At 56.4% G+C, this 18,952-nt stretch carries 22 protein-coding genes and 1 pseudogene; 20 read left to right on the forward strand and 3 right to left on the reverse strand.

All coding sequences use genetic code 11. The annotated features are described in order from the left end of the window. Positions 1 to 106 precede the first annotated feature (106 nt). From ACTQ34_RS06430 to rsmA, 20 genes and pseudogenes are all read left to right on the forward strand, one after another. Positions 107 to 1,846 (forward strand): VanW family protein, encoded by a 1,740-nt coding sequence (locus ACTQ34_RS06430; RefSeq protein ID WP_441363049.1) that lies wholly within the window; start codon positions 107 to 109, stop codon positions 1,844 to 1,846. Between the two features lie 29 nt (positions 1,847 to 1,875). Beyond that, complete coding sequence (locus tag ACTQ34_RS06435) at positions 1,876 to 2,862, forward strand: DUF975 family protein (protein WP_441363050.1); 987 nt, start codon at positions 1,876 to 1,878, stop codon at positions 2,860 to 2,862. Between the two features lie 437 nt (positions 2,863 to 3,299). Next, a pseudogene (metG, locus tag ACTQ34_RS06440) lies at positions 3,300 to 5,243 on the forward strand (methionine--tRNA ligase); the annotation flags it as partial. 86 nt (positions 5,244 to 5,329) lie between these two features. Next, positions 5,330 to 5,779, forward strand: a complete 450-nt coding sequence (dtd, locus tag ACTQ34_RS06445; protein ID WP_441363051.1) for a D-aminoacyl-tRNA deacylase — start codon at positions 5,330 to 5,332, stop codon at positions 5,777 to 5,779. A 20-nt stretch (positions 5,780 to 5,799) separates the two neighbouring features. Further along, complete coding sequence (locus ACTQ34_RS06450) at positions 5,800 to 6,432, forward strand: MBL fold metallo-hydrolase (protein WP_441363052.1); 633 nt, start codon at positions 5,800 to 5,802, stop codon at positions 6,430 to 6,432. Further along, positions 6,432 to 7,901 carry a coproporphyrinogen dehydrogenase HemZ gene (gene hemZ / locus ACTQ34_RS06455; RefSeq protein ID WP_441363092.1) on the forward strand — a complete coding sequence of 490 codons (1,470 nt, stop codon included), beginning with the start codon at positions 6,432 to 6,434 and terminating at the stop codon, positions 7,899 to 7,901. The genes ACTQ34_RS06450 and hemZ overlap by 1 nt, the downstream gene beginning before the upstream one ends. A gap of 14 nt (positions 7,902 to 7,915) precedes the next feature. Then, on the forward strand, positions 7,916 to 8,839 hold the full coding sequence (locus tag ACTQ34_RS06460) for a uridine kinase family protein (protein WP_441363053.1): 924 nt from the start codon (positions 7,916 to 7,918) through the stop codon (positions 8,837 to 8,839). Between the two features lie 90 nt (positions 8,840 to 8,929). Continuing rightward, entirely contained in the window at positions 8,930 to 9,322 is a 393-nt protein-coding gene (locus ACTQ34_RS06465) for a hypothetical protein (RefSeq protein ID WP_441363054.1), read from the forward strand. 62 nt (positions 9,323 to 9,384) lie between these two features. Next, positions 9,385 to 11,010, forward strand: a complete 1,626-nt coding sequence (locus ACTQ34_RS06470; RefSeq protein WP_441363055.1) for a putative polysaccharide biosynthesis protein — start codon at positions 9,385 to 9,387, stop codon at positions 11,008 to 11,010. A gap of 16 nt (positions 11,011 to 11,026) precedes the next feature. After that, entirely contained in the window at positions 11,027 to 11,818 is a 792-nt protein-coding gene (gene mazG / locus ACTQ34_RS06475; RefSeq protein WP_441363056.1) for a nucleoside triphosphate pyrophosphohydrolase, read from the forward strand. A gap of 17 nt (positions 11,819 to 11,835) precedes the next feature. Then, positions 11,836 to 12,114: an HU family DNA-binding protein gene (locus ACTQ34_RS06480; protein WP_441363057.1), complete on the forward strand. Its 279-nt coding sequence runs from the start codon at positions 11,836 to 11,838 to the stop codon at positions 12,112 to 12,114. 1 nt (position 12,115) lies between these two features. Further along, positions 12,116 to 12,358 (forward strand): RNA-binding S4 domain-containing protein, encoded by a 243-nt coding sequence (locus ACTQ34_RS06485; protein ID WP_297274375.1) that lies wholly within the window; start codon positions 12,116 to 12,118, stop codon positions 12,356 to 12,358. Between the two features lie 74 nt (positions 12,359 to 12,432). After that, positions 12,433 to 12,717, forward strand: coding sequence for a sporulation protein YabP (yabP, locus tag ACTQ34_RS06490; protein WP_373164568.1), 285 nt, complete (start codon positions 12,433 to 12,435; stop codon positions 12,715 to 12,717). A 6-nt stretch (positions 12,718 to 12,723) separates the two neighbouring features. Continuing rightward, a complete protein-coding gene (gene yabQ, locus ACTQ34_RS06495) occupies positions 12,724 to 13,182 on the forward strand; it encodes a spore cortex biosynthesis protein YabQ (RefSeq protein ID WP_441363058.1) in 459 nt (152 codons plus the stop codon). 47 nt (positions 13,183 to 13,229) lie between these two features. Then, positions 13,230 to 13,511, forward strand: coding sequence for an FtsB family cell division protein (locus ACTQ34_RS06500; RefSeq protein ID WP_441363059.1), 282 nt, complete (start codon positions 13,230 to 13,232; stop codon positions 13,509 to 13,511). Positions 13,512 to 13,545: 34 nt separating this feature from the next. Further along, on the forward strand, positions 13,546 to 14,001 hold the full coding sequence (locus ACTQ34_RS06505; RefSeq protein ID WP_373164571.1) for a S1 RNA-binding domain-containing protein: 456 nt from the start codon (positions 13,546 to 13,548) through the stop codon (positions 13,999 to 14,001). Between the two features lie 216 nt (positions 14,002 to 14,217). Next, the gene (locus ACTQ34_RS06510; RefSeq protein WP_441363060.1) at positions 14,218 to 15,390 is read left to right on the forward strand and encodes an amidohydrolase; all 1,173 of its coding nucleotides are present in this window, start codon (positions 14,218 to 14,220) and stop codon (positions 15,388 to 15,390) included. Beyond that, entirely contained in the window at positions 15,387 to 16,229 is an 843-nt protein-coding gene (locus tag ACTQ34_RS06515; RefSeq protein ID WP_441363061.1) for a fumarate hydratase, read from the forward strand. The genes ACTQ34_RS06510 and ACTQ34_RS06515 overlap by 4 nt, the downstream gene beginning before the upstream one ends. Positions 16,230 to 16,402: 173 nt before the next feature. Then, positions 16,403 to 16,930, forward strand: a complete 528-nt coding sequence (gene hpf, locus ACTQ34_RS06520) for a ribosome hibernation-promoting factor, HPF/YfiA family (protein WP_441363062.1) — start codon at positions 16,403 to 16,405, stop codon at positions 16,928 to 16,930. A 109-nt stretch (positions 16,931 to 17,039) separates the two neighbouring features. Continuing rightward, positions 17,040 to 17,909, forward strand: a complete 870-nt coding sequence (rsmA, locus tag ACTQ34_RS06525; RefSeq protein WP_441363063.1) for a 16S rRNA (adenine(1518)-N(6)/adenine(1519)-N(6))-dimethyltransferase RsmA — start codon at positions 17,040 to 17,042, stop codon at positions 17,907 to 17,909. 43 nt (positions 17,910 to 17,952) lie between these two features. Here rsmA and ACTQ34_RS06530 read toward each other — a convergent pair whose 3' ends face one another. The 3 genes from ACTQ34_RS06530 to ACTQ34_RS06540 are packed head-to-tail and all read right to left on the reverse strand — an operon-like array spanning position 17,953 to position 18,910. Then, complete coding sequence (locus ACTQ34_RS06530; protein WP_441363064.1) at positions 17,953 to 18,219, reverse strand: hypothetical protein; 267 nt, start codon at positions 18,217 to 18,219, stop codon at positions 17,953 to 17,955. Between the two features lie 22 nt (positions 18,220 to 18,241). Then, on the reverse strand, positions 18,242 to 18,628 hold the full coding sequence (locus ACTQ34_RS06535; protein ID WP_441363065.1) for a hypothetical protein: 387 nt from the start codon (positions 18,626 to 18,628) through the stop codon (positions 18,242 to 18,244). 12 nt (positions 18,629 to 18,640) lie between these two features. Beyond that, positions 18,641 to 18,910, reverse strand: a complete 270-nt coding sequence (locus ACTQ34_RS06540) for a hypothetical protein (protein WP_441363066.1) — start codon at positions 18,908 to 18,910, stop codon at positions 18,641 to 18,643. Positions 18,911 to 18,952: the final 42 nt, after the last annotated feature.

The raw sequence follows: 18,952 nt of genomic DNA on the forward strand, positions 1-18,952 counted from the left end.
TTTTCGGTAAATTGTATGATGTTTCGCATATCTGCATATATAAGTAGCGGAAAAGAGGAAGAACAATTTGAGCATCCTGACAAAAAAACGGAAGGAAGGAACGCATGTGGCCAAGCACACTGCGCAGACGGCTGCTTCTAAAACAGGCAAAAAGAACAAGCGTGTGCCGTTGGCTGTGAAAATAACGGGCGGCGTTGTCGCGCTGCTGCTGGTTGCGCTATGTGGTTTTACCTACCTGTATCCAAACATTTTCCCCGGTGTTACGGTCGGGACGATTCCGGTCGGCGGAATGACACAGGGCGCGGCGGCGGAGCAGGTTGCCGCAAAAAGCAAGCCGCTCTATCAAGATGCAAAGCTGTCGATGACCATCTATGACACAACGTACGATATTCCGGTGCGTGACGTACTGGAAAGCGTGGATGGAGAACAGTCGGTGCAAAATGCCTATGCGGTGGGCCGCACGGGCAACCCGCTTGCCCGCATGTGGGATGTGGCGAAAGCGCTTGTCGGTATGAACGAGGCGCAGATTGCCGCACAGGTCGACGAGGATGGATTGACCGAGGCGTTGGAAGACATCGTTTCCAAGGCTTTGACCGAGCCGGTCGAACCGACGTGGGATATCGGTACAGATACGATGACCATTCATGCAGGCAAACCGGGCGTAAAGTTTGATACGGATGCGGTGCGGTCGCTGCTGGAGGAAAAAATCCGGCTGATGGATTTTGAGCCGTACGAGGTTTCGACCGAGCTGACCGATACACCGGCCATTGATATTGACAAGATTGCCGAGGAGGTAATCGGTGATCCGGTCAGTGCGACGGTGAGTAAAGAGGATGGAAAGACCATCATTCCGGAGAAAGTCGGCGTGCAGTTTGATGTGGAAGAGGCAAGAAGCATCATTGGAGATGGTTCGGCGGAGAGCTATACCATTCCTGTCACGACAACCGCGGTTAAGGTGACGGCGGAGGATCTCAAAAACAAGCTATTCAAAGACACGCTTGCGCAGACCTCTACTTCGTTGGACGAGAGCAATACCCCCCGCACCAACAATGTCCGGTTGGCATCGGCGGCCATCAACGGCACAATCCTCAATCCGGGCGATGAATTTTCGTATAATAATGTCGTGGGTGAGCGCACAGAGGCACGCGGCTATAAACCCGCAGGCGCTTATTCAGGCGGTAAAGTTATCGAAGAATTCGGAGGCGGCGTATGCCAGCCCTCTTCGACCCTGTATATGGCGGTGCTGCGCGCGGATTTAGAGGTAACCGAGCGGCATAACCACTCCTTCACCGTGGCCTATACCCCGTTGGGAGAGGACGCAACAGTGGATTATGGCAATCTGGACTTCCGGTTTAAGAACAATACGGATTATCCCATCAAGATTCTGGCCGAGCAGACGGGCGGCAAGATGATTATGACCATCGTGGGCACCAAGACCAGCGACAAAACGGTCGATACCCGCACCGAGGTGCTGGAGACCTATACGCCGCAGACGGTTGAGAAAAAGGACAGCTCCATGATGGCAGGGCAGACCCGTGTCGATATCACACCGATTACCGGTTACTCTACGCGCACTTATAAGGTGATTACGGAAAACGGGAAAACGTCCGAGGTGCTGGCCAATACGTCCACCTATGTCAAGCGGGATAAGGTGGTGTATGTGGGAACCAAACAGCCGGCGCCCACCACGCCGCAAACGCCGGCGACCGGAGGATCGTCGACGACCGGGGAATCCTCGGGCGGAGAGTCGGCGTCAGACGGAGAATCCGGTACAGCCGGAGAATCCGGTACAGCCGGAGAAACTTCTACGCAAACGGCAGGCGAACAGACGCAGGCCGCTTCGTAATATGAAAAACGTTGGTAGGAGGATGACGGATGAGACAAGAGTTTACCGCGCAGACGCGTAAGGAGATTAAGAGAGCCTGTAAGGGACGGGTGATGAACAATCTGGGCCGCTGCATCGGCATTAACTTTTTGTATATGGTGCCGTTTGCACTGCTGCTTCTGATGCTGTATCTGTCGATGTTCGGCAGGGTACTTGCTATGGCGATGGCGGGCTATACCGATGAATATATGCTGGCTATGGCCTTGACACGGGGGATGAATACCGTATGGGTGGTGGTGTTTCTGATGATTGTCATCAGTGGACCGCTGACTTTCGGCCTGATGCGGTTTTATCTTGCTCTGCAGCGCGGGGAGGAGCCGGGGGTGAGCACGCTGTTCAAACCCTTTACCTCGCTGCGTTCGCTCTGGACGGGTATCAAGATGGAGTTCTGCCTGACCTTCCGCTCGTTCCTGTGGATGATTGGACCGACTGTTGTGTACATGGTGCTGGTGTTTTCCATTGCGTTCAGTGCGGCGATGAGCGGTTCGGTAGGTAATGTATCGGGGGTAATGACTATCCTGAACATTCTGTACTTTATCGCGCTTATTCCGATTGAGGTGAAGGTGATGACATACAGTGCAGGCTGGGTGATTCTGTGCGACGATGAAACGCACGGTGTATGGGACGCGACGCGAGAAGCATCTGCCGCATTCAAGGGACAGTGGGGCAAGCTGTTTGTGTTATTGCTCACTTTTGTCGGCTGGTACATCCTGCTGATGGGTGTCATCTATCTGTGCAGCGGTCTGGGAGTTGCCGGCTTGGTGCTGGTCAAGGGCAGCACTGGTATTGCGATTATGGTAACGGCGCTTATCGCGGCAGTCTGTCTGGCGGTGCTGCTGGGGGCATTCGTGAACGCTTATGTGACAACCTCCTTCTTCGGCATGTACGAGTATCTTTCTGCACCGGTCGCGGGACCGCAGGATACGCCTTTTACCGACGTCTGGCCGGGACAGGGCGGCGACGGCACACCGCAATAAAGTCAAATTGATATCGAAACGGCGGGAAAACCCGCCGTTTCGCGTGCTTGACAGCGCAAAGACGCAATGTTATAATGAAATTATCATATTGGTTGAAACGCAATGAAGAGGAAAGTACGCGGCGAAGTACGGCAAAGCGAGTCCCGGATGGTGTAAGCGGGGCGCAGAGGGCGCGGCGGAAAATGGCCTCGGAGCACCGTACCGACCGGCGGCAAGTCTGCCATAGGCTGCGGCGGGGGATTCCCGTTATCGAATCAGGGTATGGCAGTACCCGCTAAGGCGCGCCGCCGCGAGGGGCGCGTGAAGCAAGGTGGTAACACGGAAGCGTTTCGCTCTCGTCCTTGGATGACGTTCATTCGGGGAGGAGGGCTTTTTCATTTCTTTGCAAAAGCGCGTATGAAAACGGAGGATATTTCGCAAACCTATGGGTAAAGGAGAAGAATCAGATGGATAAGAAACCCTATTATATCTCAACGGCGATTGCTTACACCTCGGCAAAGCCGCACATCGGCAACACGTATGAAATCGTGCTGGCCGACGCTATCGCGCGCTACAAGCGCCTGACCGGCTATGATGTCTACTTCCAGACCGGAACGGATGAGCATGGTCAGAAGATTCAGGAGAAGGCCGAAGCCGCGGGTATCACGCCGCAGCAGCATGTGGACAAGGTTGCGGCCGAAGTCAAGCGCATCTGGGATTTGATGAACACCACCTACGATAAATTTGTGCGCACGACCGATCCGATGCACGAGAAGAAAGTGCAGAAAATCTTCAAGAAGCTGTATGATCAGGGTGATATCTACAAGGGCAGCTATAAGGGCAAGTACTGCAAGCCCTGCGAGTCTTTCTGGACCGAGAGCCAGCTCAAGGATGGCTGCTGCCCGGACTGCGGTCGCCCGGTCGTGGATGCGGAGGAGGAAGCCTACTTTTTCCGCATGAGCAAGTATGCTGACCGTTTGATGAAGCACATCGAGGAGCATCCCGAGTTTATCCAGCCGGAGAGCCGCAAGAACGAGATGGTCAATAACTTCCTCAAACCCGGTTTGCAGGACCTGTGCGTGTCGCGCACTTCGTTCTCGTGGGGCATTCCGGTCGACTTTGACCCCGGCCATGTCGTTTACGTCTGGCTGGACGCGCTGACCAACTATATTACCTTCTGCGGCTATGACCCGGATGGCAACCACGATGAGCACTACAAGCGCTTCTGGCCGGCGGATGTGCACCTGATCGGCAAGGATATCATTCGTTTCCACACGATCTACTGGCCGATCTTCCTGATGGCGCTCGGCGAGCCGCTGCCCAAGCAGGTATTCGGCCATCCGTGGCTGCTCGTGGGCGAGGGCAAAATGTCCAAGTCACTCGGCAACGTGATTTATGCGGACGATTTGGTGCGTCTGTTCGGTGTGGACGCAGTGCGCTATTATGTGCTGCATGAAATGCCGTTTGCCAACGACGGTGTGATTTCCTACGAACTCATCTGTGAGCGCATCAATTCCGAGCTGGCCAATGTACTGGGCAATCTGGTCAACCGCACGATTGCAATGACTAAGAAGTATTTTGACGGTGTTGTGCCTGCTCCGGCAGACGCGGAGCCGGTGGATGACGAGCTGAAGGCGGTTGCGCTCGGCCTGCCCGCAGCGGTCGAAAAGCGCATGGCGGATTTGCACGTTGCAGACGCTATCGGTGAGGCGTTCACGCTGCTGCGCCGTTCGAACAAGTATATCGACGAAACCATGCCGTGGGCGCTGGCCAAGGACGAGGCTAAAAAGGGCCGTCTCGGCACGGTGCTGTACAACCTTTTGGAGTCCATCCGCTTTGCGGCAACCATGCTGCGTCCCTATCTGCCCGACACTGCGGACAAGATTTTCGCGCAGCTGGGCACCGAGGACAAGGGCGTCGAGAGCCTTGCTGTATTCGGCGGCATGACCGCGGGCGCGCCGGTGGGAGAAGCGGCCATCCTGTTCGAGCGCATCGACATCCCGAAGAAGCTGGCCGAAATCGAGGAGGAGAAGAAGGCGCAGCAGCAGGCGGAAAAGCCGGCTGTCACCTTCCTGCCGGATATCCCGTTTGACGACTTCTGCAAGGTCGATATGACCGTGTGCAAGGTGCTTGCCTGCGAGAACGTCAAGAAGAGCGAAAAGCTGCTGAAATTCCAGTTGGATGACGGTTCGGGCACGCCGCGCCAGATTCTGTCGGGTATTGCCAAGTACTATAAGGCGGAGGAGCTCGTCGGTAAGACGGTTGTTGCCGTCACCAATCTGCCGCCGCGCAAGATGATGGGACAGGAGTCCAACGGTATGCTGCTGTCTGCCGAAAAGGACGGTAAACTCAATCTCATCATGCTGGATGATGCGATTGAAGCGGGCGCAAAGCTGTGCTAAAATGAAAGAGCGAAAGGGGCTGCGGTCTGGCGCAGCCCCTTTTGGATAAGCAGGTGCGATATTTGCGCCGGAAATGAGGGAAACAAATGCGGGCACTGATTCAGCGCGTGTCACATGCGTCGGTTACCATCGACGGCGCGGTGCATGGGCAGATTGGGCAGGGCTTTCTCGTTCTGCTCGGTATAACGGACGGGGATACACTGGAGGATGCGGTTTATCTGGCGGATAAAACAGTTAAACTCCGCGTGTTCACCGATGAAAACGACAAGATGAACCGTTCGCTTCACGATGTCGGCGGCGGGATTCTGGTCGTGTCGCAGTTTACGCTGTATGGCGACTGCAAAAAGGGCAATCGTCCGAGCTTTACCGCAGCGGCGCGGCCGGAAACGGCGATTCCACTGTATGAAGCGTTTATCGCGCGCTGCCGTGAGAGCGGCCTGCCGGTCGAAACCGGCGAGTTTGGCGCGGATATGAAGGTTGACCTGCTCAACGATGGGCCGGTTACATTGTGGATGGACACCGCGCAGATGCGGTGACGGAAAGGAGAATTTCACTTATGAAAATTATGCAGCTCTGTGTTGGTCCGGTAGCGACCAACTGCTATATTGTTTATGATGAAAACAGCCGCGAGGCGGCAGTTATTGACCCGGGTGACAACGCCCCGTCCATTCTACACGCGATTGCGGAGGAAAAACTGACGGTCCAGTATGTGCTGCTGACGCACGCGCATTTCGACCATATTCTCGCTGCACATGAAGTGCTGGAAAAGACGGGCGCGAAATATGTCGTACCGGAGGGCGACCTGTGGCTGCTCAAGCATGAGAATATGCGCCCGTTCCGCGCACTGGCGCGCGGCTATGTCGAGGATACGCCGGATATTGTGGCAACCGAAGGCACGCAGGTCACCTTTGGCGGCTTGACCGCGACCTATATGAACACGCCGGGACACACGCCCGGCTCGTCGGTCATCCAGATTGAGGACTGCCTGTTCACGGGCGACACACTGTTCCGCCATGAGTGCGGCCGCTGCGACCTCGAGGGCGGTGATTTCAGTCAGATGCTGCACTCACTCAAGCGCCTGCACGATCTGGAAGGAGATTATAAGGTGCTGCCCGGACATGAGGGGCTTTCCACGCTGTCCGAGGAGCGCGTGGCCAACTCCTATATGCTGCAGGCGGTTGGCAAGTGATGGTTTATACCATGGAAGGGCATGCGCTCAAGCATGCGGTGGAGGAAATGCTGTTTCATCTGCTGCCAACCGTTACGCTGACGCATGCGGATACCATCTGTGAGGACGAGGATGACTGGTGTCGCAGTATCCTGACCGAAGCGGATGGACAGGCGCAGGCAAAGGCGATCGTCTGCGTGGACGGCATGGTACGCGAAAGCGAGAGCAGCGCATCGGTCGAGGGGCTGCAATCGCTCGACTACAAGCGTACCATCACCGAGCTGGTGAAAACGACCGTGTATGATGCGGTCGTGCCCGCGCTGTCCGAGCCGCCGGTCTGGGGCAGTCTGACCGGCGTGCGTCCGGCCAAGCTCGCGCGCGGCCTGATCGAGCGCGGCATGAGCCGCGGCGAAGCGGCGGCATATCTGCGGGAGCATTTTCATGTTTCCCCCGACCGTACCGCGTTGACCATCCGCGCGGCGGCAACCGCCATGGAACTGGACCGCGCCATCGGGCCGGAGGATATTTCGCTCTATGTCGGCATTCCGTTCTGCCCATCGCGGTGCTATTACTGCTCGTTTGTGTCCGCCACGACCGCGCAGTCCGGTCAGCTGATTGAGCCATATCTGGATACGCTGTGCCGCGAGGTGGAGGAAACCGCCGTGCTGGTGCGCGAGGCAGGCAAATGGGTGCAGAGCGTATATATCGGCGGCGGCACGCCGACCACGCTGGATGAAAGGCAGCTTGCGCGTCTGCTCACGGCACTGGAAAAAAACTTTGATTTTTCGCATCTGCGTGAATATACTGTGGAAGCAGGCCGCCCGGATACCATCACACCGGAAAAACTTGCGGCGCTGCGGGCCGCGGGCGTCGGGCGCGTGAGTATCAACCCGCAGTCGATGGACGATGCGGTGCTGGCAGCTATTGGGCGGCGGCACAGCGCGCAGGACGTACTACGCGCCTATGACGAGGCGCGTCAGGCGGGCTTTGAGGCAATCAATATGGATGTGATTGCAGGGCTGACCGGCGATACTGCGAACAGCTTTGCACGTACAATGGATACGCTTATCGGTCTGGCGCCTGAAAATATTACGGTGCATACGCTGGCCATCAAACGCGGCGCGGATCTGACCGATAAGGCCGCGGCTGCTGCGCAGCGCGATACGGTTTCGCGCATGCTGGACGGCGCTTCGCACGCGCTTCAAACGGCGGGTTTCGGGCCATACTATCTGTACCGGCAGAAGTTCACTGCCGGCGGTTTTGAGAACGTCGGCTGGTGCAAACCGGATACCGAATGTTTTTACAATGTAACTATGATGGAGGAATTGCAGACCATTCTGTCGCTGGGCGCGGGCGGCGTGTCCAAGCGCGTCGAGCGTGCAACCGGCTGGATTGAGCGGACGAATAATCCCAAATATCCGCTCGAGTACATCCGCGCAGCCGACCGGCTGACAGACGGCAAACGCAAACTACTATTTCCCAAGCAATAAGGAGGGAACGGCTTATGGCGGAATTTACGCTCAAATATATCAATCACCGTGCACGGTATGAGGCAGCGGATTTTATTCACGAATGTGAGCAGCACTACCATGCGCAGGTGCTTGCTGTGGCGGAGGAGATTGCGCGCAACAGCACAAACAAGCCAATCGTACTGATCAACGGACCATCCTCGTCGGGAAAGACCACGACCAATGACCGCATTGCCCGCGCGCTGGAGGCGCACGGCATCCACGCGGAAATGATTTCGATGGACGATTATTACCGCACGGTCGGTACCTACGAAATTCCGCCCGATCCGGAGAACGGCGTACCTGATTTGGAAAGCCCGGAGTGCATGAACCTGCCGCTTTTGAGCCAGCATTTAGCACTGCTGGCGGAAGGACAGGAAATCAGTGTGCCACGGTTTGCGTTTGAAACGCGTACCTCGATTCCGGATGCGCGCACGCTGCGGCTCGCCCCGGACGAGGTGGTACTCATTGAAGGAATTCACTCCTTCAATCCCGTCATCATGGGCGATTTGGCGCATGCGGCGACCGGCGTGTATTTGTCGGTGGCCAGTGCGGTTGTGCCCGAGGAGGGGCCGCGGCTGGAGCCGTATATGCTGCGCTTTTTGCGCCGCGCCATGCGGGACAGCCTGTTCCGCAATTCTCCGGTTGAGGAAACCCTGCATCAGTGGAATTCGGTGCGCCGCGGCGAGCGGCTGTATATCGCGCCGTATCGTGGGCAGGCTAACCTGACGGTGGATACCTTTTTGCCGTATGAGTTCTGCATCCTGATGCAGCATTTGACGCCACGGCTGCAGCAATATGTGCAGGAGCTGGCCGGGGCGGATCTCGCGCCGGTTGGTGCGGTGCTGGGACAGGTGGCGCCGATTGATTATGCGGATTTCATTCCGGAGGACTCGGTGCTGCACGAGTTTATCGGCTGAAACGGGTGTTAAACCTTGCTTTTTGGCAGGGTGTGAAGTATAATAAACCAAATATGGCGGTCTTTGGCCGCGCGGAAGGAGCGATGGGTGATGGATGCAAAGGTGCAATCGTTTCTGGACAAAATCAAGGTGATGGCGGAAAAAACCGGCAAGGCTGCCGGCCGCGCGGCGGACGCAGCGGGCAAAAAGGCGACGGAACTTGCCAGTGCGACCCGTATCAATTTGCAGATTTTTGACCTCAATACCGAATGTGAGGTGCTCTATAAGGAAATCGGCCGTATGGTTTACGAGCTGCATCAGGGCAACGAGGTTTCCAGTGACGAAATGGATGAGAAAATTGCCGCGGTGGACGCAAAGCAGGAAAAAATTGCGGCTTTGCGCGAGAAGCTGGCGGGTATGCGTACGATCGTGGTCTGCCCGCATTGCGGCAAAACATGCAGCCGGGAAGATGCGTACTGTTCGGGCTGCGGAGGTGCGCTGTGAACACATATTTCAGAGCGCCCTGCCATACGGTAATATAAGAAATAACAAAGGGCGTGTAACGTTTGCAGCGAAAAAAACAGAATTTTATCCAAGGTGCGGTCATTTTAATGGTTGCGAGCCTGATTGTAAAGGTAATTGGCGCGTTTTTCCAGATTCCGCTGCAGAATATGATCGGCGGGGAGGAGTCTCCGGCTTTCGGCTTGTTCAGCGCGGCGTACCGCATTTATACCGCGATGCTCATTATCTCGACGGTCGGCCTGCCTGCCGCCCTGTCCAAAATGGTTGCCGAGGCGACGGCGTGCGGGCGTGAGCGCGAGGTACGCCGGATTGTGCGCGTGGCGGCGGGTATTTTTGTGCCGGTCGGCGTGCTGGCAACGGTGGTGCTGTTTTTTGGCGCAGGTACGTTTGCAAGTTGGATTAAAAATCCGGACGCGCAGCTGGCGGTCATGGCAATCGCGCCGAGTGTTGCGATGGTCGCGATTTTGTCAGTGTTCCGCGGGTATTATCAGGGACGCGCCAACATGGTGCCGACCGCGGTTTCTCAGGTGATTGAGGCAATGGGCAAGCTGTTTGCCGGTCTGGGGCTTGCGTACTATGCCAAGCAGCACGGTATGGAGGACGCGGTGGTCGCGGCGTTGACCGTGCTGGGTGTTACGCTGGGCGAGGTCGTGGCGGCGGGCTATATGCTTGTGCAGGCAGGCATCAGCCGCCGGCGCAGCGAACCGGTGCACCTGCTAAGCGATGCAATCCGTCCGACGCGGGAGCTGGCCAAAACGTTGCTTTCGCTTTCCATTCCGATTACCATCAGCTCGGCGGTCATGAGTTTGACCGACCTTATCGACGTGGCGCTGATTGCCGCACGGCTGCAAAGCCCGGCGGTCGGTATGACGGCCGAGGCGGCAACGACCGCTTACGGCATCTATACGGGTACCGTCAATTTCTTTAACCTGCCGCAGACACTTATCACGGCGCTGGCAGTCAGCGTGCTGCCTACCATTGCCAGTGCGCGTGCGTCGCAGAATTTCACCAAGGTATCTAAGACCATTGGAACGACGCTGCGTTTGACCATGATTATCACGTTGCCGGCGGGGGCGGGCTTTGTGTTGCTGTCCGGCCCGATTCTGCGGATGTTCTACTCGGTGGGTGTCTCTGAGCAGGGCGGCCCGCTTATGGCGATGCTGGGGATTGCCGTGCCGGCGGTGGCGCTGGTTGCGGTAACCAATGCCACCTTGCAGGCGTTCGGACGCATTGATTTGCCGCTCACCTCCATGTTTTTGGGGGCAGTGGTCAAGATGCTGGGCGACTATTATCTCATCGGTAATCCAGAGTTTGGCATTTTGGGCGCGCCTATCAGTACGGCGGTATGCTACTGGGTGATTGCGCTGCTCAATTTGTTTCATATTGCGCGGCTGTCGCATGCGCTGCCGCCGCTCGGTAAAACGGCGGGTCGGCCGCTTGCGGCAACCATCGGTATGGGGGCGGCAACCTATATTTGCCATACTGTACTGCTGCGGGTATTGGGTACTGCGCCCGGCACGGTCTTGGATAAGCTGGTGACACTCATTGCAATTGCAGTTGCGGCAGTGGTGTATGTTGCTTTGCTGCTGATGCTGCGTGCCATTGAGCGCGAGGATGTGCTGCTGCTGCCAAAGGGCGAAAAAATTGCGAATCTATTACATTTGAAGTGAGCGGGAAGTGCGAAAAATGGTTGATTTTCAGCAAAAAGATAAGTACGATTTTGAGGATTTGCTGCGGATTATGGAAATTCTGCGTGCGCCGGACGGCTGCATGTGGGATAGGGAGCAGGACCATCAGTCCATCCGTCGTAATTTTATCGAGGAAACCTATGAAGTCTGCGAGGCGATTGACGAGCAGGATGCCGAGCATCTGAAGGAAGAGCTGGGCGATGTGCTGCTGCAGGTCGTGTTCCATACGCAGATGGAGAAAGAAAAGGGCGTATTCGACATAGGGGATGTCGCGGATGGGGTGTGCAAAAAGCTGATTTTCCGGCATCCGCACATCTTTGGATCGGTGGAGGTTGGCTCTTCCGAGGAAATTCTGCGCAATTGGGATGCGCTCAAGCGCGTGGAAAAGCATCAGGAGACCGATACCTCTGCGCTTGACAGTGTGGCGCGCAGCCTGCCCGGCCTGATCCGTGCGGAAAAGCTGCAGAAGAAGGCTGCAAAGGTCGGCTTTGACTGGGAAAATGTGCAGGGCGCGTTTGACAAGGTCGAGGAGGAGATCGGCGAGCTGCGTCAGGCGATGGACGGCAAGGGCGACGCTGAAGAGGAACTGGGCGACCTGCTGTTTGCCGTGGTCAACGTGGCGCGGCACTTGAAGGTCGACCCGGAGCGCGCGCTGGAAAAAACCTGTGATAAATTCATCAGCCGCTTTGCCTCGATGGAGCGGCAGGCGCGCGCAGAGGACAAAACGCTGTCCGATTTGCCGTTGGAGGCGTTGGATGCGCTTTGGAATAAAGCAAAAGAAACGGAATGACAAACGGAGGTACACGCATGAAGAAAAGTGAATTTGTCACGCTCGTTGCGGACAAAACCGGTCTGTCTAAAAAGGATACGGAAAAGACGATGGATACAATTTTTGAAGCCATCGGCGACGCGCTTGTGGCCGGCGATAAGGTGCAGATTGGCGGCTTTGGCTCATTTGAGACCAAGCAGCGCGCTGCGCGCACGGGGCACAATCCGCGCACGGGCGAGGAGATTGAAATCGCTGCTGCGATAACACCGGTCTTTAAGCCCAGCAAGACTCTCAAGGATAAGGTGGATAACAAGTAACGTGAGACTGGATAAATACCTCAAAGTTTCCCGCCTGATTAAGCGTCGTACCGTGGCAAATGATGCATGTGATGCTGCGCGCATTACAGTCAACGGCAAGCCTGCCAAGGCCTCATATCAGGTTAAAACGGGTGACATCATCGAAATTGCGTTCGGCCAGCGCACCATGAAAGTGGAGGTGCTTGCTATCGCGGAGCATGCCCTTAAGGCGGACGCTGCCGCCCTGTATCGGGAGATATCCTGATTGGGTGCTAAAACATCCCGTCCCTTCATAGGATGAAGGGAGCGGGATGTTTTTTTACAGGGAGGGAATGGCTGATGGCATCCGAAGATCGCAACAGGGAAATGCCGCACAATATCATTCTGGAAGGCAGGGAAAAACTGTCGATTTCCGGTGTTCTGGACGTGCAAAGCTTTGATGAGGAGCAGGTGCTTCTGGAAACCGTGCGTGGTATGGTGGTGGTGCGCGGACAGGGGCTGCATGTCGAGCGGCTGCAACTGGAGGCCGGTGAGTTGATTGTCGAAGGCGAGATCGGGTTAATCGAATATGATGACAGTGTTCAGCCGCGTAGCAGCTGGTTCAAACGTCTGTTCGGCGGGTGAAGCGGCATGGAGGTGTTTTCCAATCAGGAGCAGTTGCGGCTGTTTCTGCAGAGCGTTCTGTTTGGCGTAGGCATTGGTGTGGTATATGATCTGCTGCGCGCTCCAAGACGGGTATTCAGGTTCGGCTGGGCTGCGACTGCGGTATGCGACGCGATTTTCTGGCTGGTACTGCTGGCGGCGCTCTTTGAATTTAATCTTCTGTTTGCAATGGGGCAGAACCGCTATTTTGTATTGGCCGGTGCGGCCGGTGGCGCTATTTTGTATTTTCAGCTGCTCAGCGGAGTGGTACTTGCCGTGCTGGAGGGGGTGCTGCATGGAGTGGTTCGTTTTGCGGCCTGTCTCTGCTGGCTGGGCAGAACCGTCCGGCAGCGTTGGCAGCAAAGTCTGCTGGTGAACAGAATTCGATTTTTTGCAAAAAAGTTTGCAAAACCCTCTTCCATTTTTCGTGGGAAAGGTATAAAATAAAATTCGGATCAGTTTGACGCGGACAGACAGTACGAGGTGAGAAAACGGTGTCGAAGCGGAAAATGCCGGTTGTGGTAAAAATAGCGATGCTGGCGTTTTTGCTCTATGCAGTGGTCACAATCGTTCGGTTGCAGTCGCAGATCGCGGATAAGCAGGCAGAATTGGACTCCTTAAACCAGCAGGTGCAGGAATATCAGGAAGCCAATGAGCTGTTGCGGCAGGAAATGCAAAACGGCATTACTGAGGAGGATATCGGCGAGCTGGCCCGTTCGGAGCTGAGCTATGCGGAACCCGGGGAACGTGTTTTTGTAGACACCTCCAGCCGGTAAAAGGGAAAAGATTAACGGAGGCAAAAAAACTTATATGGATTTGGCAGTGGGAGCGATTGTAGAAGGCAAGGTAACGGGCATTACCAAATTCGGCGCGTTCGTTGCGTTGCCGGAGGGCAAGTCGGGCATGGTGCATATCTCTGAGGTTGCGTCCAGCTTTGTCAACGACATCAAGGATTTTCTGCAGGAAGGGCAGACGGTCAAGGTCAAGATCATCAATATCGATCAGGCCGGACGTATCAATCTTTCAATTAAGAAAGCGCAGCCACAGGAGCAGCGCCCGGAGCGGTCAGGCGGTTTTGCGGCCCGTCAGCCGCGTTTTCAGCAGCGTTCCGCTGCACCGCGGGGACGCGCGGCACAGCAGCCGAAGGACCCTGCAACGATGAGCTTCGAGGATAAATTAAAGGCATTCATGTCGGACAGCGAAAGCCGTCAGGCGGATGTCCGTCATGCGACCGACCGTAAAAACGGTTCACGCAGACGCAGATAAAAACAAAACCGAGGGCGACCTCGGTTTTGTTTTTATTCCACTGTATCCGACAGATTTTGCACAATATTATAAAAAATGCGCCCTTCCTCGCGGAAGAGCGCCAAAAGTAGGATTGTGGGGATAAAGATATGAACGGTGCATGGCAGCTTTTCAACTGCCATGGTTAATATACCATATTTTCCCATTCATGTCAATGCTTTTTTCGAAGAGGTTTTCATGAAACAACAGCTAATTAAAAATGTAACCGTTTGGACGATGGATGAGGCGGATACGCGCTTTTCGGGCTGGCTGCTGATAGAGGACGGAAAAATTTCTGCCACAGGCACACAGGCGCCGCCGGATTGCGAGCAGGTGATCGATGGCGCGGGCGGCGTGCTCACGCCCGGTCTTATCGACATCCATTCCCACCTTGGCTTGTATGAGGATGGATTGGGCTTTGAAGGTGCGGACGGCAACGAGGACACCGATCCCGTTACACCGCATCTGCGCGTCATCGACGGTATCAATCCGATGGATCGAGGTTTCCGTGAGGCGGTTGAGGCCGGCGTAACTGCGGTTGCGGTCAGCCCGGGCAGCGCCAATCCTATTGGCGGACAGATTGCGCTTCTCAAGACTGCGGGACGCCGGGTGGACGATATGGTGCTCAAAGCGCCGCTTGCCATCAAATTTGCACTGGGGGAAAACCCAAAATCAGTTTATCATGACAAGGATGAAAGTCCGGTCACTCGTATGGCGACCGCTGCGCTCATCCGAGAGCAGCTTTACAAGGCAAAGGAGTATCTGGCGAGGCGGGAACGCGCCGAGAGTGACCCGGATGACGATGGACCGGATTACGATATTAAGCTGGAAGCGCTGCTGCCGCTGCTGTGGGGCAAGATTGAGGCGCATTTCCACGCGCATCGTGCGGATGATATTTTCACCGCGCTGCGTATCGCAAAGGAATTCGGCATCAAGCCGGTCATTGTGCATGGCACGGAGGCCCATCTGGTGGCTGATTTGCTGGCGGGAGAGTGTGTGCCGGTGGTAAGCGGACCGTATATGACCGACCGTTCCAAGCCGGAATTACGCAATCTGACGGATGCGGCGCCGGGCGTGCTGGCCGGTGCGGGCATTCCGACCGCGATTACGGTCGATCATCCGGAAATTCCGCTGCGGCTTCTGCCAATGGCGCTCATGCTTGCCGTACGCGCGGGCATGGACAAAACCGACGCGCTGCGTGCGGTCACTTCGGTGCCGGCGCAGATTGCAGGCATGGAAAAACGTATCGGCGGATTGCAGGTTGGTATGGATGCGGATTGCGTGCTGTGGAGCGGCGACCCGCTGGATTTTGCAACTCAGGTGCAGGCTGTTTGGATAAACGGTGCACTGGAATACAGGAGGACAACATGAGAACGATAGACGTTTCGGAAGTGACCAAGCTGGTGCGGCAGCTGTGCATCGACGCAAATTATTACCTGCCCGCCGACCTGCGGCAGGCGTTTGTGGACGGTCAGAAGGCCGAGCAGTCGCCGCTGGGCAAGGAGATTTTCGGTGAGATGATTGCAAACTGCGATTTGGCGCGCGCAAACGATGTGCCGGTCTGTCAGGATACCGGTATGGCAATTGTGTTTGCTGAGGTCGGGCAGGACGTGCACCTGACGGGCGGCGCATTTGAGGACGCGGTGACCGAGGGTGTGCGCCGCGGCTACATTGACGGTTATCTGCGCCTGTCCGTCGTGGGCGACCCATTGCGTCGCGAGAACACGAACGACAACACGCCTTGCGTGCTGTATACCTCGATTGTACCGGGGGACAAGGTACGCATCACGGTTGCGCCCAAGGGCTTTGGATCGGAAAATATGACCGCAATGAAGATGTTTACGCCCGCTGCGACCAAGGAACAGATTGTGGATTTCATCGCAGACGCCTGCATCAACGCAGGCTCTAATCCCTGCCCGCCGATTGTCATTGGCGTGGGTCTGGGCGGTACGAGTGACAAGGCCGCCTTCCTTGCTAAACGCGCGCTGCTGCGACCGGTGGGTGAGCATAATGCCGATCCACTGTATGCGGACATGGAGCAGGCGATTCTGGACAAGGTCAACGCTTCGGGCGTCGGGCCGCAGGGCCTTGGCGGTACAGTGACTGCGCTTTCCTGCGCGATTGAGCCGTTCGGCACGCATATCGCTGGCCTGCCGTGTGTAGTCAACATCTCCTGCCATGTCACGCGCCATGCGGAGGGCGAGATTTGAGGAACGGTTAGAGAAACTGCTGAACAATTTGTGAACTTGCGCAAAATAGATTGGACATTTTGCCCGAAGGCGTGGTATACTAAATATAGCAAAACCCCATATGGCGGCCGCAGCCATCGGCGGACGGCAACGCCAAAGTATCTTGGGCATTCTGCCCGATAGGAGATGATGTTATGAAGTTTACCATCGTCGAGAGAAAGATGAAAATTGACGACGATCTGCGGCAATACGCGCTGCGCAAGGTTGAAAAACTGGATCGGTATTTCCATCAGGATTCCGACACCACTCTGACCTTTAGCGAACTGCGCGGCAAGCAAACTGTGGAAATTACAGTGCGTCAGGCCGGGTTGGTTGTGCGCGCAGAGGAAACCACGACTGATATGTTTGCATCCGTGGATGGAGCAATCAGCAGCATTGAGCGCCAGATCCGCAAGCACAAGACCCGTTTGGAAAAGCGGCTGCGTGAGGGCGCATTTGATAAGCTGGCCGAGCAGCAGGCGGCGCTGTCCGAGGAGGACTTCGATATTGTGCGTCGCAAGAAGTTTGACGTTAAGCCAATGAGTGTAGACGAGGCGATTTTGCAGATGAATCTGCTGGATCATCAGTTCTACTTCTTCCGCAATGCGGATGATGACAACATTCATGCAGTTGTTTACAAGCGTGCGGCGGGCGGCTACGGCCTGATTGAAGGCGAGGAGTAAAAAACATATCAGGAAAGGCTGTCGGGTCATATCCGGACAGGCCTTTCAAGACAACAAAACAAAGGCCGGCGGCACTTCTGCCGCCGGCCTTTTCTGAGGAAAGGAAGCTATGAATCTTTGTGATATTGATGTAATCCGTGCGGTTCTTGCAAAGCATGGATTCCACTTTTCCAAATCGCTCGGCCAAAATTTTCTGACTGATATTTCTGTGCCGGAGCGCATTGCAGCCCAAAGCAGCGCGGCGCAAGCCGGGAACGTGATCGAGGTTGGCCCTGGTATGGGCTGCCTGACGGCAGAACTCTGCCGCACGGCAGAGCGGGTTGTCGCGGTTGAGCTGGACCGCGCGCTGCTGCCCGTGCTGGATGAAACGCTGGCGGAGTTCGACAATTTCGAGGTCGTGCAGGGTGATGTGCTGGCCCTCGACCTTGCCGCGCTGTGCGCAGAGAAATTTGGGGACGCACATGCAGTCGCGTGTGCCAACCTGCCGTATTATATCACGACGCCTGCGATTACGGCGCTTCTCGAAAGCCGCGCGTTTGATAAGATTACGGTCATGGTGCAAAAGGAGGTCGCGCAGCGTATCTGCGCCGCGCCTGGAACGGCTGCATACTCGGCCTTTTCCATTTACGTGCAGTATCATGCCGCAGCAGAGATTCTGTTCGATGTACCCGCAGATTGCTTCGTGCCGCGGCCCAAGGTGGATTCTGCGGTCTTGCAGTTGACCCCGCTTCAGCAGCCTGCGGTCGAGACGCGAGATGAAAAGCTGTTCTTTGCACTGGTGCGCGCCGCGTTCAACATGCGGCGTAAGACGCTGGTTAACGCGCTTGGTCCGGTGCTCGGTGGTGCGCTGGGCAAGGACGGTATTACAGCGCTTATTGAATCGGTTGGGCTGGATACGCGCGTGCGCGGGGAACGGCTGAGCCTTGCGGACTTCGCACGGCTGACGGACGCCGCAGCAGAGCGTCTCAAAGCGCAGTAAGAAACGCAATGACACATATAGAAAAAGGGATCTGACACATCGGTCAGATCCCCAGAATCAGCAGCACGCCAATGAGAATGAGCTGCTCCCAGTCTACCTCACCACCGTCGTCGGAGAGAAGAAACCAGACGATGACCAGCGCGATGATGGTATCCGCGTCCAGCCGGATGTTTTGCAGACGGCCGGACAGTCCGCGGGACAGTTCTGCCAGCACGGAGTCGGTTTGCCCACTTTGTGGTGGGTGATGCGATACGGTTTCGTTATGTAGCGGCGCGCTGGGCGCAGCTTCGGTCAGATAGCGGTTGTACAAAGACGGTTGCCCTCCTTTCGCATCAAAGCGCGCGTGTGCCGTCATCGGATGGCGAAGCGCCGTCTGCGCGGCTCAGCTGACCGAATTGGCCGAGCGCTGCGCGCGCCATCCGCGCCATGCTGACCAGACGCATGGCGTGGTCAAACTGGCCTGCGACTTCATCGGTGACGAAGGGTTTGAGCGCGCCCAATAGGGCGCGCTTTTCTTGTCTGACCGCACTCTGTCCACTCTGCACAATCGCTCCGAATACGGGCAGCGCCCGCTCCATCCACTCGGTGGTCGGGTCGTAGTCGTTCGCAGAGGACGGCGCGGATTGCTCCGCACCGCCCAACATGCCGGAGACGGTTTTCATCGCGTTTTGCAGTGCTTCCGGGTCGCTCAGCAGGGAGGACAGCATATCGTTATCCATAGCGGAGCCTCCTTATTTGCCGAAGATTTTCTTGAGCTGTGCGGCAAGGCTGGCGCCTTCTTCGGTTTGCATCAGCTGCCGCGCCAGACGGGCGGCCTCTCCCATATCGCCGCGCTGCGCTGCCTGCGCGGCGCGTTCCAGATCGGCCGCATGCCGGTCGGAAATAATTCGGGCGGCTTTCTGGCCGTCTGGTGTGCGCAGAGCGGCTTGCAGCTGCGTGAGTGCATCGGTTTTTCCGGCCTGCTCCGCGATGCGGCGGAGAATTTCCTCTTGATTGGGCATTGTTCCCATCCCTTTCCATGCATCGTTTATTGCCAGTATATG

Source organism: Agathobaculum sp. LCP25S3_E8 (genome assembly GCF_052117165.1).
Taxonomy (GTDB): domain Bacteria; phylum Bacillota; class Clostridia; order Oscillospirales; family Butyricicoccaceae; genus Agathobaculum.

Coding starts and splice junctions, on each gene's coding strand:
- hemZ (WP_441363092.1), top strand. CDS start 6,432: ATGGTTTATACCATGGAAGGGCATGCGCTCAAGCATGCGGTGGAGGAA.
- ACTQ34_RS06535 (WP_441363065.1), bottom strand. CDS start 18,628: ATGGATAACGATATGCTGTCCTCCCTGCTGAGCGACCCGGAAGCACTG.
- ACTQ34_RS06515 (WP_441363061.1), top strand. CDS start 15,387: ATGAGAACGATAGACGTTTCGGAAGTGACCAAGCTGGTGCGGCAGCTG.
- ACTQ34_RS06450 (WP_441363052.1), top strand. CDS start 5,800: ATGAAAATTATGCAGCTCTGTGTTGGTCCGGTAGCGACCAACTGCTAT.
- ACTQ34_RS06460 (WP_441363053.1), top strand. CDS start 7,916: ATGGCGGAATTTACGCTCAAATATATCAATCACCGTGCACGGTATGAG.
- ACTQ34_RS06540 (WP_441363066.1), bottom strand. CDS start 18,910: ATGCCCAATCAAGAGGAAATTCTCCGCCGCATCGCGGAGCAGGCCGGA.
- ACTQ34_RS06510 (WP_441363060.1), top strand. CDS start 14,218: ATGAAACAACAGCTAATTAAAAATGTAACCGTTTGGACGATGGATGAG.
- dtd (WP_441363051.1), top strand. CDS start 5,330: ATGCGGGCACTGATTCAGCGCGTGTCACATGCGTCGGTTACCATCGAC.
- ACTQ34_RS06480 (WP_441363057.1), top strand. CDS start 11,836: ATGAAGAAAAGTGAATTTGTCACGCTCGTTGCGGACAAAACCGGTCTG.
- ACTQ34_RS06435 (WP_441363050.1), top strand. CDS start 1,876: ATGAGACAAGAGTTTACCGCGCAGACGCGTAAGGAGATTAAGAGAGCC.
- ACTQ34_RS06465 (WP_441363054.1), top strand. CDS start 8,930: ATGGATGCAAAGGTGCAATCGTTTCTGGACAAAATCAAGGTGATGGCG.
- yabQ (WP_441363058.1), top strand. CDS start 12,724: ATGGAGGTGTTTTCCAATCAGGAGCAGTTGCGGCTGTTTCTGCAGAGC.
- rsmA (WP_441363063.1), top strand. CDS start 17,040: ATGAATCTTTGTGATATTGATGTAATCCGTGCGGTTCTTGCAAAGCAT.
- ACTQ34_RS06505 (WP_373164571.1), top strand. CDS start 13,546: ATGGATTTGGCAGTGGGAGCGATTGTAGAAGGCAAGGTAACGGGCATT.
- yabP (WP_373164568.1), top strand. CDS start 12,433: ATGGCATCCGAAGATCGCAACAGGGAAATGCCGCACAATATCATTCTG.
- mazG (WP_441363056.1), top strand. CDS start 11,027: ATGGTTGATTTTCAGCAAAAAGATAAGTACGATTTTGAGGATTTGCTG.
- hpf (WP_441363062.1), top strand. CDS start 16,403: ATGAAGTTTACCATCGTCGAGAGAAAGATGAAAATTGACGACGATCTG.